Below are 16,779 nucleotides of genomic sequence, written 5' to 3' on the forward strand. Positions count from 1 at the left end.
AACGGAAATCATACCGGAAACTATAGTTGATACTGTGTGTACTTTTTTAAAGAACCGGGCATACTTTGCTCGGTTTTTCTTATTAATGACTTGCGAAGTCACTTTTAATGTGTTATATTATCAAATGGTGTCATTACACACGCATTTGGATAGTGACAAGTGGTCCTTAATTGAATTGAGGTCTTGAGCACTAGTTGAAGAATGCGGAGGGAAAAAAACCATATCAGGAGGAAACAAAACATGTCAGTCATTTCTATGAAACAATTGCTCGAAGCAGGTGTCCACTTCGGTCACCAAACACGCCGTTGGAATCCAAAAATGAAAAAATATATTTTTGTTGAACGTAACGGAATCTACATCATTGATCTTCAAAAAACGGTTAAAAAGCTAGAAGAAGCTTATGCCTTCATGCGTCAAGTTGGTGCTGATGGTGGTAAAGTTCTTTTTGTAGGTACGAAAAAACAAGCTCAAGAAGCAATTAAAGAAGAAGCGATACGTTCAGGTATGTATTATGTTAACCAACGTTGGTTAGGTGGTACATTAACGAACTTCGGTACGATACAAAAACGTGTTAATCGTTTAAAAGCTATCGAAAAAATGGAAGAAGACGGTACATTTGATGTTCTTCCTAAAAAAGAAGTAGTTCAACTAAAAAAACAGCATGAACGTCTTGTTAAATTCCTAGGCGGTATTCGTGATATGAAAGGTGTGCCGGACGTAATGTTCGTTGTAGACCCTCGTAAAGAGCGTATTGCTGTTGCTGAAGCTATTAAATTGAACATCCCTCTAGTAGGAATTGTTGATACAAACTGTGACCCAGATGAAATCGACTATATCATTCCTGCAAACGACGATGCTATTCGCGCCGTTAAATTACTAACAGGTAAAATGGCTGATGCTTTACTTGAGTCTAGACAAGGTGAAGAAGATTCTCCAGCTGAAGCTGCTGAGTAATTTCACGTATGATAAAGGTGATAAGCGGCTAAACCCCTTATCACCTTTTTTTGACAAAGTATAAATTTTCGGATATCAGTATAATAAAAGACACAAGTTAATACTTGAATAGGAGGAAAAAATAATGGCAGTAACAGCACAGATGGTTAAAGAATTAAGAGGTCAAACAGGTGCAGGTATGATGGATTGTAAAAAAGCATTAATCGAAACAGATGGTGATATACCTGCTGCAGTAGATTTTTTGCGTGAAAAAGGACTTTCTAGCGCAGCAAAGAAAGCAGATCGTATTGCAGCAGAGGGAACAACTTACATCCTAACTGAAGGTAATGAAGCTGTTTTACTTGAAGTGAATGCTGAAACCGATTTTGTAGCAAAAAATGTTGGCTTCCAAACATTAGTTAAAGAGTTGGCTGAGCATTTATTAGCTACAAAACCTTCAACAGTTGAAGAAGCTACTGAATCTACAATGCCTAATGGGTTAAATGTTGCTGATCACATTTCAAATGCAATTGCAAAAATTGGTGAAAAAATTACACTACGTCGTTTTGTTGTTAGAACTAAAACTGACCAAGATGCATTTGGTCCTTATCTTCACATGGGTGGACGAATTGGTGTTCTAGTAACACTTGAAGGTTCTACTGATGCGCAAGCAGCTAAAGATGTAGCAATGCATGTTGCTGCTTTAAACCCTCAATATATTTCTCGTGATGAAGTTTCAGAAGAGGAAGTTGACCGCGAACGTAAAGTATTAACAGAGCAAGCTTTAAACGAAGGCAAGCCTGAAAATATTGTTGCTAAAATGGTAGAAGGACGTCTTGGAAAATACTTTGAAGATGTTTGTTTACTTGACCAATCTTTTGTTAAAAATTCTGATCAAAAAGTAAAAGATTTTGTAAAATCAACAGGTGGACAAATTACTGAATTCGTACGTTATAGTGTTGGCGAAGGAATTGAAAAACGCCAAGATAACTTTGCCGATGAAGTTATGAGTCAAGTTAACAAAGGAAATTAAAGCAAATAAATAGTTACTCTAGGGAGCACGTTTATGTGTTCCCTATTTTTCGAAATAAGTGTAATGGAGGCTACCTATGAGCACACCACAATATAATAGAGTCGTGTTAAAACTAAGTGGAGAAGCTTTAGCTGGAGAACCTGGTTTTGGTCTTGTTCCAGATATAATTAAATCAATTGCTGAACAAGTAAAGGAAGTTGTTGAGTTAGGTGTAGAAGTAGCTGTTGTCGTTGGTGGCGGAAATATTTGGCGTGGTAAGGTAGGCAGTGAAATGGGCATGGACCGTGCAACTGCAGATTATATGGGTATGCTAGCTACCGTTATGAACTCTTTAGCGCTACAAGATGCACTTGACAAAATTGGTATTGAAACTCGTGTTCAATCATCAATTGAAATGAGACAAGTTGCTGAACCATATATTCGTAGAAAAGCAATTCGACATTTGGAGAAGAAGCGAGTCGTTATTTTCGCGGCAGGAACTGGGAATCCTTACTTTTCTACAGATACAACCGCAGCTCTTCGTGCAGCTGAAATAGAAGCTGATGTTATTCTAATGGGAAAAAACAATGTAGATGGTGTTTACTCAGATGATCCAAAAACAAATAGCAATGCTGTAAAATATGACACATTATCTTTCCTAGAAGTAATTCAACAAGGGCTGCAGGTAATGGATTCTACTGCTTCGACTTTATGTATGGACAACGATATCCCGCTCATAGTATTCTCAATTATGGAGAGTGGAAATATTAAACGTGTCGTATTAGGTGAAAAAATTGGTACCATTGTTAGGAGGAATACGTAATGTCAAAACAAGTGACTAGTGAAACAAAAGAGAGAATGACAAAAGCAATTCAAGCATTAAGCCGCGAACTTTCGACAATTCGTGCCGGTCGTGCGAGTTCATCGTTGCTAGATAAAATTTTTGTTGATTATTACGGCTCGCCAACGCCAATTAGTCAAATAGCAGGAATCGCTACACCTGAAGCAAGATTGTTAACCATTCAACCTTATGACAAATCATCTCTAGGTGATATTGAAAAGGCTATTCAAAAATCAGACCTGGGAATATCACCAACGAATGATGGAACACTTATTCGTATTGCTATACCTGCTCTGACAGAAGAACGTCGTAAAGAGTTGGTAAAACTAGTTAAAAAAGAAGCAGAAGAAGCAAAAGTTGGAATTCGCAATATTCGACGTGATGCAAACGATGAATTGAAAAAGCTAGAGAAAAAGAAGGAAATCACAGAAGATGGTTTACGTGGATTCTCTGAGGATGTCCAAAAATTAACAGATGATCATATCGTCTTAATTGATCAAGTTGCTAAAGACAAAGAAAAAGAGATCTTAGAAGTATAAATTAAGTAACATTTTTTGAACTTTTTATCTACTAAGACGTTCCTATAAATAATAGGAATGTCTTTTTTTTGTAGGAATGAAGAAAATCTAAAGGATTTTTGATATGATAAGAAGGACAACATTCCGATAGGTGCGTAAAGTGGAGGACATAACATGTTACATAAACTCATTCGGAGAAAACCCGAAAAAAAAAATCAAACGATTGCGGAGCGAATTTCGCATTCAACAAAAGAACCTATACCATCTCACATAGCCATCATAATGGATGGAAATGGAAGATGGGCTAAAAAGCGTTTACTTCCTCGTGTGGCAGGACATCACGAAGGAATGAAAACAGTTCGTAAAATCACAAAACTGGCTAATAAGCTAGGCGTGCAGGCATTAACTGTCTATGCTTTTTCTACCGAGAACTGGAAACGTCCAAAACTTGAGGTGGATTTTATTATGCGATTGCCTGAGGAGTTTTTAGGAACGTATCTTCCAGAGCTTATTGAGGAAAATGTGCGGGTGGTTATGATGGGGGAAAATAATACATTACCTCTACACACGCAAGAAGCTGTTAAAAAAGCAATAGAAACAACAAAAGAAAACACGGGACTCGTATTAAATTTCGCTTTAAACTATGGTAGTAGAGCTGAAATTGCGCAAGCGGTCCAAAATATTGTGCACCAAGTTCAACAAGGTACTCTTACATACAGCGATGTTAATGAAGAATTAATCTCACAGCATTTAATGACATGTGACTTACCTGAACCCGACTTACTTATTCGAACGAGTGGAGAGGTAAGACTGAGTAATTTCATGTTGTGGCAACTCGCTTATACTGAGTTTTGGTTTACGGATACGTTATGGCCAGATTTTGATGAAAATTGCTTATTAGATGCAATAGAGAGTTATCAAAAACGAAATCGGCGTTACGGGGGTTTGAAGGGGGACGAAACACATTGAAACAACGCATGATTACAGGTGCGATTGCTGCTGCACTATTCATTCCAATAGTCGTGCTAGGTGGTCTACCATTTATTCTACTCGTTTATGCTATTGCAGCAGTTGGATTATTTGAGATCTTTCGAATGAAAGGTAGTTCAATTTTTTCAGTCCATGGACTCATCACTTTAATTGCGTTATTTGCATTTATAATGCCAAACAAATGGGCAATACCATTTTTAGAGGCTACGGGTTATAGTAAGATAGATTTGACACTTATTGCAGTTCTATTATTACTGACATATACAGTCGTTGTTAAAAATCGCTATACATTTGAAGATGCCGCATTTTCAATATTAGGGGTATTTTATGTTGGAATTGGGTTTTCCTATTTTATAGAGACCCGTATAGTCGGTATTGAATATGTGATATTTGCATTAGTAATTGTTTGGACAACAGATTCTGGTGCGTATTTCATAGGCAAAAAATTTGGGAAAAGAAAATTGTGGCCCGATATTTCTCCTAATAAAACAATTGAAGGTTTCTTAGGAGGAGTTGCTGTGGCTATTATTTTTGCGTCTGTTTTCCACTGGATTTCACCGTTAAATTCATCTTTTATGATAGTAATAGTAGTAGCGATTCTCGCTTCAATCTTTGGGCAAGTCGGTGATTTAGTGGAGTCAGCACTAAAACGATATTATAACGTAAAAGACTCGGGAAATATCTTACCTGGACATGGTGGAGTCTTAGACCGATTTGATAGTTTGTTATTTGTGTTACCACTTTTACATTTCTTACATTTTGTTGGTTAAGGGGATTCAAAATTTATGACAAAGCAAATTAGTTTATTAGGAGCAACAGGTTCAATCGGAATGCAAACGATTGACATTATAAGAGAGCATTCACATGAGTTTAAACTAGTGGCTTTTTCTGCAGGACGAAATTTAGAAAAAACACGGGAAATAATTCGTGAATTTTCCCCTTCACTTGTTTCGGTTCAAGAAGAAAATGATGCAATAATGCTTAAAAAGGAATTTCCCCGTATTGAACTTGCATATGGTAGCAAAGGGATGATTGATGTTGCAACACATAGCGATGCTACGTTACTTGTAAATGCAGTCTTAGGAAGTATTGGGTTAGAATCGACTTTACAGGCGATTAAACAGCAAAAAACAATTGCACTAGCGAATAAAGAAACACTGGTCACTGCTGGACATCTAGTCATGGCTGCAGCTGAAAAATATCAAACAATAATTTTACCAGTGGATAGTGAACATTCAGCAATTTTCCAATCAATGAATGGAGAAAAAAGAAGCCAAGTCAGCCGTTTAATTTTAACTGCATCAGGTGGAAGTTTCCGCGATAAGACACGTGAAGAGTTAAAGAATGTAACAATTCAGGATGCATTAAATCATCCAAACTGGTCGATGGGTGCAAAAATAACAATCGACTCGGCAACAATGATGAACAAAGGTTTAGAAGTAATCGAAGCACAAGTGCTATTTGATATGCCATATGATGACATCGAAGTAGTATTACATCGGGAAAGTATCATTCATTCTATGGTTGAGTTCCAAGACACGAGTGTAATGGCACAACTCGGAACACCAGATATGCGTGTACCTATTCAATATGCACTTTCTTATCCCGATCGACTGCCAAGAAAACAAGCGAAGCGTTTAAATCTTGTGGAAATTGGTAAACTTCATTTTGAAGAAATGAGTTTTGAGCGTTTTCATGCTTTAAAACTTGCTTACGATGCAGGACGAGCAGGCGGGTCTATGACTACAGTTTTAAATGCGGCGAATGAAGCAGCAGTTGCATTGTTTTTGGGTGAGAAAATTAATTTCTTGCAAATTGAAGAATTCATTGAACGTGCGATGGATAATCATGTGGTCATAAATAACCCGGATTTAGAAACAATCCTACATGTTGATGCTAAAACAAGAAATGCTGTTCATAACATGGTAAAATGATGAAAGATTTATGTTTGAAAATGTGCGAAAAAGGTGGGAATTTATGGAAACAACTATTGCTTTTATATTAATATTTGGTTCACTTGTGTTCTTTCATGAACTTGGCCACTTTATTTTTGCCAAACGTGCAGGAATTATGGTGCGTGAATTTGCTATAGGTTTTGGTCCGAAATTGGTAGGTATTACAAAAGGTGAAACATTATATACACTTCGTCTACTACCACTTGGTGGGTACGTAAGAATGGCTGGAGAAGATATGGACTCGGTTGAACTACAACCAGGTTATCGAGTAGGACTAGTATTAAACAATAAAGAAGAGGTTGTCAAAATTGTTTTAAATCAGAATAAGCAACAACAAGATATGTTGTTCTTAGAAACTGAACGTGCTGATTTGGAAAAAGGGCTATGGATTGAAGGCTACAATGAGGATGACCGACTTGTTCGATATACTGTTTCTCGAAAAGCTGTCATTTCTGAAAACGGCAAAGAAACGTTAATCGCCCCTTATAATCGTCAGTTTAATTCAAAATCAATTGGACATCGAACGATGACAATTTTTGCTGGTCCATTATTCAATTTTATTTTAGCATTTTTTATTTTCTTAGTAATTGGTTTAGTACATGGCGTTCCAACTAATGAGCCAATTATTTCAGATGTGGCAGATGATGGCCCAGCACTTGAAGCTGGCATGCAAGGCGGGGATTTAGTAACGAAAATTGATGGACAATCAATTGATACGTGGCAAGATCTCGCTGCGAAAGTACAAGAGAGTGCCGGTCAAGCATTAACTTTTGAATATGTTCGGGATGGCGAGGTAATTAATTCAACGATTACTCCAAAAACCGTTGAACAAGATGGGAATTCTTATGGCCAAATTGGTGTTTTATATGAAAGTCCAGTTGAAAAAAATCCAATAAAAGCTGTAATCTATGGTGCGGATCAAACTGTAACATGGATTGTGAAAATTTTTGAATTACTTGGCATGTTAGTTACTGGTCAATTCACAATAGATGCCTTGTCTGGCCCAGTGGGAATTTATAAAGCTACCGAAGAAGTAGCTCAGTACGGAATCTTTAACTTAATGAATTGGGCAGCAATATTAAGTATTAACTTAGGTATTATGAATTTACTTCCATTACCAGCGTTAGACGGTGGACGTTTACTATTCTTCTTGATTGAAGCTATACGTGGCAAACCTGTGGATCGTCAAAAAGAAGGTATGGTACATTTCGTTGGAATTATGTTACTGATGGTTCTAATGGTCGTAGTCACTTGGAATGATATTCAACGATTTTTCTTTTAACTAAAATACGTATTCGTATGAGGAGCATACTCACTTATGAAACAGAGTCTTACATTTATCCCTACACTCCGGGAAACTCCAGCTGATGCAGATGTTAAATCCCATCAGCTGCTCCTTCGGGCTGGTTTTATTCGTCAAAATACTAGCGGAATCTATTCATTTCTACCTCTAGGTAAACGTGTTCTTCAAAAAGTAGAAAGCATTGTACGTGAAGAAATGGATGCTATTAATGGTGTGGAAGTGCTAATGCCAGCTATGCAACAAGCTGAATTATGGCAAGAAACAGGGCGCTGGTATTCATATGGTCCTGAGTTAATGCGTTTAAAGGATAGACATAATCGTGAGTTTGCATTAGGTGCAACACATGAGGAAGTCATTACATCTTTACTGCGTGATGAAATTAAATCGTATAAAAAATTACCACTAACTTTGTATCAAATTCAAGCCAAATTCCGTGACGAGAAACGACCACGATTTGGGTTGCTACGCGGTAGAGAGTTTCTAATGAAAGATGCTTATTCATTCCATGCTACACGTGAAAGTTTAGATCTAACATATGACCATATGGTCCAGGCATATACAAATATATTCACTCGTTTAGCCTTGGACTTCCGTGCAGTAATTGCTGATTCAGGTGCTATCGGAGGTAAAGATACTCATGAATTTATGGTGCTATCTGAAATAGGAGAAGATACAATTGCCTATTCTGATGGATCCGACTTTGCTGCTAATATTGAAATGGCGGAAGTGAAAGTATCGTATCAAACCTCAACAGAAGAACTTAGAGATGTAGAGAAAGTAGCTACTCCAAATCAGAGAACGATTGATCAAATAGCTAGTTTCTTAAATGTAGAAGAACAACGATGCATTAAAACATTAGTTTATAACGTAGATGACCAGTTAGTACTGGTGTTAGCACGTGGCGATCATGAAATAAATGAAATTAAAGTAAAAAATGTATTAGAAGCAAAATCGGTAGAACTTGCAACGGAAGAAGAGATTCAAAACTTACTAAATTGCGAAGTTGGGTCACTAGGTCCAGTTCAGATCCCTGTTGGTGTAAAAGTTATTGCTGATCACGCAGTTGCAGCTATTCGTAACGGAATATGTGGAGCAAATGTTGCTGGTTTCCATTTAGTAAATGCTAATCCAGAACGTGATTACTTAGTAAATCAATATGAAGACCTACGTTTTGTAATGGAAGGTGATCCATCACCAGACGGAAAAGGAACAATTGTTTTCACCCAAGGGATTGAAGTAGGACATGTCTTCAAACTAGGGACAACTTACTCAGAACCAATGAAGGGTACTTTCTTAGACGATAACGGTCGCTCGAAACCTTATATCATGGGATGCTATGGAATTGGTATTTCTCGTGTAATGGCTGCTGTAGCAGAACAGTTCCAAGATGATAAAGGTCTAATTTGGCCAATGACCGTTGCACCTTATGATGTACATTTGGTTCCTGTTAATATGAAAGATGAAGCACAAGTTTCACTAGCCGATGATTTATATACGTTAATCAAATCAAATCGATATGATGTGTTATACGATGACCGTGCAGAAAGAGCAGGAGTTAAATTTGCTGATTCTGATTTAATTGGACTTCCAATCCGAATTGTAGTTGGTAAAAAAGCATCCGAAGGGTTAGTTGAAGTGAAAATAAGAAAAACAGGTGAAACATTTGAATGGAAAAAAGAAGAGATACTTGACCAACTTCAATCTTTCTTTTCAACATTAAAAAATTAATTAAAAGGAAGACCTTGAAAACAGGTCTTCTTTTCTTTTAAAAAATAAGAAAGTATATAAAATTGGTGTGCTATGAATTCAGTATTCCTGGCATTTTTTCTATTATGATACCGCTGATTAGCGCTCCAGGCGGACGCTTTCCACGGGGCGGACGGTAAGCCTCCTCGGTCGCTAGCGCTCCACTGCGGGGCCCCACAGGAACGCAGTGACGAGGAGACTGAAGCCATGCCCGCGAAAAGCGTCCACCGTAGCCGAAATAAACGGGTTTCTAAGGTTACCCTTCTTAAAAGGGCCGGGCGCACTTGCCCGGTTTTTCTTACTAATTCACTGAAAGGAGACATAGCACATGGACAACGAACAGGATGCTAAAAAAAGGTTACAGCTATTACTACAACAGTTAGAACTAACCTCTGATGAATATATACCTCACTTTGAATCCGCTTCTCTAAGTCGCATGACGGTACATAAGAAAGAACGTGTATGGCGTTTTACAATACAAGTAGAAAAACTTCTACCATTTAATATGTTTTCGTTGTTTAACATGCGTTTACGTGAAAAGTTTGCAGGAATAGCTGATATTAAGTTATCGATTACATGCGCCAATCCACAAGTGCATGATGAAACGATTGCTGCATACTGGTCATTTATTTTACAAGAAATTGATGATATGTCTCCACCATTAAAAAATCTATTAAATAATCAAGTTCCATCCTTTAATGGACAAACTATCTACTTTACTTGTGGAAATGATATTGAATTGCGCACATTGAAAAATAAATATTCAACTAGAATTTCAGAGATTTATACTTCATATGGCTTTCCTGTTCTATCAATCGATTTCAAAATAATTGAGGTAGAGTCAGATATTGCAGAAGCACAACAAGCATTTATGAAGCAACGAACACTAGAAGAAGAAGAACTAGGCAAAAAAGCATTAGCAGATATGCAAAAACGTGAAAGCAACAGACAATCAAATCCTTCTGGAACATTGAATGGACCGTTCCGTCTGGGGATTCCAATAAAAGCAAATGAACCAATTATGGAAATTAAACAAATTCAAGATGAAGAACGACGTATTACGATCGAAGGGTATGTATTTGATGTAGAAGTAAGAGAGCTGCGTAGTGGTAGATCTTTATTAACAATAAAAGTCACAGATTATACTGACTCGATACTTGTTAAAATGTTTTCTCGTGATCAAGAGGATGCAGACCTTATGGGCTTGCTAAAAAAAGGAACATGGTTAAAAATTCGAGGATCAGTTCAAAACGATACATACGTTCGGGACTTAATTATTATGGCTCAAGATATAATGGAAATTAAAGTAGATGCAAGGAAAGATACATCACAGGATAGTGAAAAGCGTATCGAGCTTCATTTACATACACCTATGAGTCAAATGGATGCAGTTTCTTCTGTGGATGCTCTAGTCAGCCAAGCAGCAAAATGGGGTCACCCGGCAGTTGCTATAACGGACCATGCAGTTGTTCAATCTTTTCCAGATGCCTATGCAGCTGGAAAAAAATATGGAATTAAAATCATCTATGGCTTAGAAATAAATATGGTAAATGATGGTGTACCTATTGCATATGAAGAAGAACATCGTGCGTTAGATGATGCAACTTATGTAGTGTTTGATGTTGAAACGACAGGGCTATCCGCAGTGTATAACTCGATAATCGAACTTGCTGCTGTGAAGATAAAAAATGGACAAGTAATTGATAAATATGAGAGCTTTGCTAATCCTCATCATGCCCTATCTGCCACAACAACCGATTTAACTGGGATTACGGATGATATGGTACAAAATGCACCAGATATAGAAAGTGTGATTAAACAATTTCATGACTGGATTGGAGATAGTATTTTAGTAGCCCACAATGCATCATTTGATATGGGATTCTTGTATGTAGGCTATAAAAAGTGTGGACTTGAAAAAACAATTCATCCAGTAATTGATACGTTGGAATTGTCTCGTTTCTTACATCCAGAAATGAAAAATCATCGCTTAAACACAATGGCAAAAAAATTCAACATTGACCTTACACAACATCATCGCGCAATTTATGATGCTGAAGCTACAGGATTTTTGCTTATAAATTTGTTAAAAGAAGCAGAACAAAAAGGTATCCACTATCACGATGAATTCAATCATCAAACCGGCAATGGAGATGCATATAAAAGAGCTCGCCCAACACACTGTACACTCCTTGCAAAAGACTTAATAGGGTTAAAAAACTTGTTCAAACTCGTCTCTTCTTCTCATATGGATACATTTTTCCGTGTTCCACGTATCCCACGTTCCAAGTTAGTGAAGCACCGTCAGGGATTGTTGATTGGGTCGGGATGCGATAAAGGGGAAGTGTTTCAAGGTTTAATGCAAAAATCTCCTGAAGAAGTTGAAGAAATTGCAAAGTTCTATGATTATTTAGAGGTGCATCCAAAAGATGTGTATGCACATTTAATTGAACTAGAACTCGTGCAAGATGAATGGAATCTAGAAGATATTATCCGCAAAATGGTTAAGTTAGGTAAGAAAGTAGATCTTCCTGTTGTGGCAACCGGAAATGTTCATTATGTAAATGAAAATGATGCGATTTTCAGACAAATTTTAATTGGGGGCCAAGGGGGAGCTAACCCTTTAAATCGACACAAGTTACCAAAAGTACATTTCCGTACTACCAATGAAATGTTAGATGCTTTTGCCTTTTTAGGTGAAGACGTAGCGAAACAAATCGTGGTGGAAAATAGTCATAAAATAGCTGAGAGAATTGAAGAAATCAAACCTATCAAAGATGATTTATATACACCAAAGATTGAGGGTTCAGACGAAGAAGTTCGAGTGATGAGCTATAATATGGCCAGACAAATCTATGGTGATAAACTGCCTGAAATAGTGGAAGCTCGAATTGAAAAAGAGCTAAAATCTATTATTGGACATGGATTTGCAGTAATTTACTTGATTTCCCACAAATTAGTTAAGAAATCTCTAAATGACGGTTATTTAGTCGGTTCTCGTGGTTCTGTTGGTTCTTCACTTGTTGCAACACTAATGGAAATTACAGAAGTAAACCCTTTACCTCCACATTATATTTGTCCATCTTGTCAACATGCTGAGTTCTTTGACGATGGGTCAGTAAGTTCTGGATTCGACTTACCAAACAAAGTTTGTCCGAATTGTGATTCACCATATAAAAAAGATGGACAAGATATTCCGTTCGAAACATTCCTTGGTTTTAAAGGAGATAAAGTACCAGATATTGATTTGAACTTCAGTGGTGAGTATCAATCGCAAGCACATAATTACACGAAAGTGTTATTTGGTGAAGATAATGTCTACCGAGCAGGTACGATTGGAACCGTTGCTGAAAAAACAGCTTATGGATACGTTCGAGGTTATGCAAACGACCATAATCTAACGATTCGCGGTGCTGAAATTGATAGACTAGTGCAAGGATGCTCCGGGGTTAAACGTTCGACTGGGCAACATCCTGGAGGGATAATTGTAGTACCAGATTATATGGACATATTCGACTTCTCTCCTATTCAATTTCCAGCCGACGCTCAAGACTCTGAATGGAAAACGACACATTTTGACTTCCATTCCATCCATGATAATCTATTGAAATTGGATATACTGGGTCACGATGATCCTACGGTAATCAGAATGTTACAAGACTTATCAGGGATTGATCCAAAAACCATTCCGACGGATGACCTGGAGGTTATGAAAATTTTTAGTGGAACCGAGTCCCTTGGTGTGACACAAGAGCAGATAGGTTGTAAGACAGGAACTTTAGGTATTCCCGAATTCGGTACAAGATTCGTTCGACAAATGTTAGAAGAAACGAAACCATCAACATTTTCTGAACTTGTTCAAATTTCTGGTCTATCTCACGGTACCGATGTATGGATAGGTAATGCACAAGAGCTAATTCAAAATGGTACATGTGTTTTGTCGGATGTTATTGGATGTCGAGATGATATTATGGTGTATTTAATTTATCAAGGGCTTGAACCGTCAATTGCTTTTAAAATTATGGAATCTGTGCGTAAAGGAAAAGGGTTAACTCCTGAGTTTGAAGCGGATATGAGATCAAATGGAGTACCTGTTTGGTATATCGATGCTTGCAAAAAGATAAAATACATGTTCCCCAAAGCTCATGCTGCAGCATATGTATTAATGGCAGTCCGCATAGCCTATTTTAAAGTCCATTTCCCTATTTTATATTACGCTGCGTATTTCACGGTTAGGGCAGCAGATTTTGACTTACACTCTATGACAAAAGGTTCTGCATCAATGCGTGCAAAAATAGATGAAATCAATGCTAAAGGTTTGGATGCTTTACCAAAAGAAAAAAGCTTACTGACTGTACTTGAAATTGCATTAGAAATGTGTGAACGTGGTTATCACTTTAAAAAAGTGGACTTATATACATCTCAATCAGCTGAATTTATTATTGATGGCAAAGGATTAATCCCACCCTTCAATGCGATTCCAGGCTTAGGAACTAATGTTGCGAAAGCAATTGTTGAAGCACGAGTAAATCGAGAGTTCTTGTCTAAAGAAGATCTAGGACAGCGTGGACGTGTTTCTAAGACATTAATTGAGTACATGAATCAGCTGGGTTGTTTAGAAGGCATGCCAGAGGCAAATCAATTATCATTATTCTAGGCATTATTTGCACTGGATGCATTCGTATGGTATGGTTTGTATAACAAGTTGTTGATAGAATTACGGTAAAAGAGTGGGATTTCCCGCTCTTTTCTGTTTGTTATGTCGAAAATAAATTGCTGCAGGAGGCATGGCGATGAGCAATATATTAACCGAAATAGAAAAACTTGTAACGCCTATTGTTGAAGAATTAAATTTAGAGTTAGTTGATTTAGAATTTGTAAAAGAAGGTCGCAGTTGGTTTTTACGTATTTATGTGGATACACATGAAGGTGGAATCGACATTGAACATTGTGCACTTGTAAGTGAACGTTTGAGTGAAGTGTTAGATGGTAAAGATCCAATTGAGCAGAACTACTTTCTAGAAGTTTCTTCTCCAGGTGCTGAACGCCCTTTGAAAAAAGAGAGTGATTACGAACGTGCAGTTGGTAAATTCATTTATGTGAAAACATATGAGCCGGTGAATGGGTTGAAAGAATTCGAAGGAATCTTAACTGCTTATAGTGACCAAGGCTTAGAAATGGAAGTACGAATAAAAACAAGAAAAATTAAAGTTCAACTTGCAAAAGAGAAAGTTGCTTTAGCGCGTTTAGCGATCAATTTCTCTGCATAATGTGAATGTAGGAGTGAAGATAAAATGGCAAATGATTTGCTAGATGCTTTATTAACTCTTGAAAAACAAAAAGGAATTTCACGAGATGTTTTAATTGAAGCGATTGAAGCGGCGCTTGTAACAGCGTATAAACGAAATTTTAACCAAGCTCAAAATGTACGTGTTGATTTAAACATAGATAAAGGAACGATGTTCGTATATTCGCGCAAAGATGTTATGGAAGAAGTTTTAGACGAACGTCTTCATATATCATTAGAAGATGCGAGACAAATAAATCCAGCATTTGAACTTGGCGATATTGTGGAGCAAGAAGTTACGCCTAGAAATTTTGGGCGTATTGCAGCACAAACTGCTAAACAAGTTGTTACACAGCGTGTTCGTGAAGCAGAACGTGGTATGATTTATGACGAATATGTTGACCGTGAAGAAGATATTGTAAACGGTATAGTCGAACGTCTAGATTCACGTAATATTTATGTTGGTCTTGGAAAAGTAGAAGCTGCGTTACCGGTGAATGAACAAATTCAAACGGAAACATATCGTCCACATGAACGAATCAAAGTCTATATCACTAAAGTTGAACGTACAACAAGAGGACCACAAGTATTTGTTTCACGCACACACCCTGGACTACTTCGCCGTTTGTTTGAAATGGAAGTTCCTGAAATTTATGATGGAATTGTTGAAATTAAATCTATTGCGCGTGAAGCTGGTGATCGATCAAAGATTTCAGTTGTCGCTCATAATGAAGATGTAGATCCAGTAGGTTCATGTGTCGGTGCAAAAGGGTCACGTGTACAAACTATCGTTAATGAGTTAAATGGAGAAAAAATTGATATTGTTGAGTGGTCTGAAGATCCAGCGATATTTGTCGCCAATGCTCTTAGCCCATCTAAAGTTTTAGATGTGCAAGTCCATGAAGAAAATAAATCAACAACAGTAGTTGTTCCTGATTATCAATTATCGTTAGCGATAGGTAAGCGCGGTCAAAATGCACGTTTAGCTGCGAAACTAACTGGATGGAAGATTGACATTAAGAGTGAGACCGATGCTCGTGAACTTGGTATTTACCCTACTGTTCAAGATTCTTTAAACTACGATTCTGAAGATGAAGAATACGAAACAGATAGCGAAGATAATTTTGATTTATACAAAGATGACGAAGAATAGACGAAGAGGGTGAATTTTGATGTCTAGTCAAAAGAAATTACCTTTAAGAAAATGTGTTGCTACAGGCGAAATGTTTCCTAAAAAAGAAATGATTCGTATTGTTAGATCAAAAGAAGGTGAAGTTTCTGTGGACTTGACTGGTAAAAAATCAGGCCGCGGAGCTTATGTTTCTAAAACCAAACAGGCAGTTGAAATTGCAAAAAAACGCAAAGTTCTAGATAACCAACTAGAAGTAAAAATACCAGAAAGCATTTTTGATGAGTTGTTAAATGTGATCGAAAGAGAGCAATTAAAATGAAAACTCAACAGCAAATATTACAACTTCTTGGTCTAGCCGTCCGTGCAAGAATGTTAACTTCTGGTGAAGAGCTAGTGGTTAAGGAAATTCGTAATAATAAAGCAAAATTAGTTATTATTTCCACAGACGCCTCAGATAATACAATGAAAAAAATTCAAGATAAATGTAAGTCTTACAACGTTGAGTTACATGTTTTCGGTGATCGATCAGATCTCGGACATGCTACAGGAAAAGCGGCTCGAGTGGTACTAGCAATTACTGACGAAGGTTTCGCGAAAAAAATTACCGAACTTCTCAACGAATTTAACCGGGGGTGACCAAATGACCAAATTACGGGTTCATGAATATGCAAAACAAATTAATAAAACAAGTAAAGAAGTTATTGATCAATTAAATAAGTTAGATGTAAAAGTTTCGAATCATATGTCTACATTAGAAGGAGACGCTCTTTCTAAATTAGATTCTGTTTATAAAAAACCTTCAACTTCTGCTTCAAAACCATCATCACAAAGTGGAAGTACTTCACAAGCTAGTGGTTCTCAAGGCAATCGTCCCCAAGGTAGTAGTTCGCAAGGCAACCGTCCTCAAGGTAGTGGCTATCAAGGTAACCGCCCACAAGGAGATCGTCCTCAAGGTAGTGGGTATCAAGGTAACCGCCCACAAGGAGATCGTCCTCAAGGTAGTGGTTCTCAAGGTAACCGCCCGCAAGGAGATCGTCCTCAAGGTAGTGGATATCAAGGTAA

The 16,779-nt window shown here is 37.4% G+C and carries 15 protein-coding genes; all 15 read left to right on the plus strand.

Going from position 1 to position 16,779, the window contains the following annotated elements:
- Nucleotides 1-240 precede the first annotated feature (240 nt).
- Complete coding sequence (rpsB, locus tag B371_RS0108995) at nucleotides 241-954, plus strand: 30S ribosomal protein S2 (protein WP_019413980.1); 714 nt, start codon at nucleotides 241-243, stop codon at nucleotides 952-954.
- 124 nt (nucleotides 955-1,078) lie between these two features.
- On the plus strand, nucleotides 1,079-1,966 hold the full coding sequence (tsf, locus tag B371_RS0109000; RefSeq protein ID WP_019413981.1) for a translation elongation factor Ts: 888 nt from the start codon (nucleotides 1,079-1,081) through the stop codon (nucleotides 1,964-1,966).
- A 76-nt stretch (nucleotides 1,967-2,042) separates the two neighbouring features.
- A complete protein-coding gene (gene pyrH, locus B371_RS0109005; protein ID WP_019413982.1) occupies nucleotides 2,043-2,768 on the plus strand; it encodes a UMP kinase in 726 nt (241 codons plus the stop codon).
- A complete protein-coding gene (gene frr / locus B371_RS0109010; protein ID WP_019413983.1) occupies nucleotides 2,768-3,325 on the plus strand; it encodes a ribosome recycling factor in 558 nt (185 codons plus the stop codon). Before pyrH ends, frr begins: the two co-directional genes overlap by 1 nt.
- Before the next feature lie 153 nt (nucleotides 3,326-3,478).
- Nucleotides 3,479-4,273, plus strand: coding sequence for an isoprenyl transferase (locus B371_RS0109015; protein WP_019413984.1), 795 nt, complete (start codon nucleotides 3,479-3,481; stop codon nucleotides 4,271-4,273).
- On the plus strand, nucleotides 4,270-5,064 hold the full coding sequence (locus B371_RS0109020; protein WP_019413985.1) for a phosphatidate cytidylyltransferase: 795 nt from the start codon (nucleotides 4,270-4,272) through the stop codon (nucleotides 5,062-5,064). The genes B371_RS0109015 and B371_RS0109020 overlap by 4 nt, the downstream gene beginning before the upstream one ends.
- A gap of 15 nt (nucleotides 5,065-5,079) precedes the next feature.
- A complete protein-coding gene (gene dxr, locus B371_RS0109025; protein WP_019413986.1) occupies nucleotides 5,080-6,228 on the plus strand; it encodes a 1-deoxy-D-xylulose-5-phosphate reductoisomerase in 1,149 nt (382 codons plus the stop codon).
- Nucleotides 6,229-6,271: 43 nt separating this feature from the next.
- On the plus strand, nucleotides 6,272-7,531 hold the full coding sequence (gene rseP, locus B371_RS0109030; protein WP_019413987.1) for an RIP metalloprotease RseP: 1,260 nt from the start codon (nucleotides 6,272-6,274) through the stop codon (nucleotides 7,529-7,531).
- Nucleotides 7,532-7,567: 36 nt separating this feature from the next.
- Nucleotides 7,568-9,280, plus strand: a complete 1,713-nt coding sequence (locus tag B371_RS0109035; RefSeq protein ID WP_019413988.1) for a proline--tRNA ligase — start codon at nucleotides 7,568-7,570, stop codon at nucleotides 9,278-9,280.
- 346 nt (nucleotides 9,281-9,626) lie between these two features.
- A complete protein-coding gene (locus tag B371_RS0109040) occupies nucleotides 9,627-13,955 on the plus strand; it encodes a PolC-type DNA polymerase III (RefSeq protein WP_019413989.1) in 4,329 nt (1,442 codons plus the stop codon).
- Between the two features lie 136 nt (nucleotides 13,956-14,091).
- Nucleotides 14,092-14,568, plus strand: a complete 477-nt coding sequence (gene rimP / locus B371_RS0109045) for a ribosome maturation factor RimP (protein WP_019413990.1) — start codon at nucleotides 14,092-14,094, stop codon at nucleotides 14,566-14,568.
- A gap of 24 nt (nucleotides 14,569-14,592) precedes the next feature.
- Nucleotides 14,593-15,738, plus strand: coding sequence for a transcription termination factor NusA (nusA, locus tag B371_RS0109050; protein WP_019413991.1), 1,146 nt, complete (start codon nucleotides 14,593-14,595; stop codon nucleotides 15,736-15,738).
- 19 nt (nucleotides 15,739-15,757) lie between these two features.
- The gene (gene rnpM, locus B371_RS0109055) at nucleotides 15,758-16,036 is read left to right on the plus strand and encodes an RNase P modulator RnpM (RefSeq protein WP_019413992.1); all 279 of its coding nucleotides are present in this window, start codon (nucleotides 15,758-15,760) and stop codon (nucleotides 16,034-16,036) included.
- Complete coding sequence (locus B371_RS0109060) at nucleotides 16,033-16,353, plus strand: YlxQ family RNA-binding protein (RefSeq protein ID WP_019413993.1); 321 nt, start codon at nucleotides 16,033-16,035, stop codon at nucleotides 16,351-16,353. Before rnpM ends, B371_RS0109060 begins: the two co-directional genes overlap by 4 nt.
- Nucleotides 16,354-16,357: 4 nt before the next feature.
- A partial coding sequence (locus tag B371_RS21575; RefSeq protein WP_040681215.1) for a translation initiation factor IF-2 N-terminal domain-containing protein occupies nucleotides 16,358-16,779 on the plus strand: 422 nt, incomplete at its 3' end.

Origin of the sequence: Paenisporosarcina sp. TG20 (assembly GCF_000286315.1) — a bacterium.
Taxonomy (GTDB): Bacteria; Bacillota; Bacilli; order Bacillales_A; family Planococcaceae; genus Paenisporosarcina.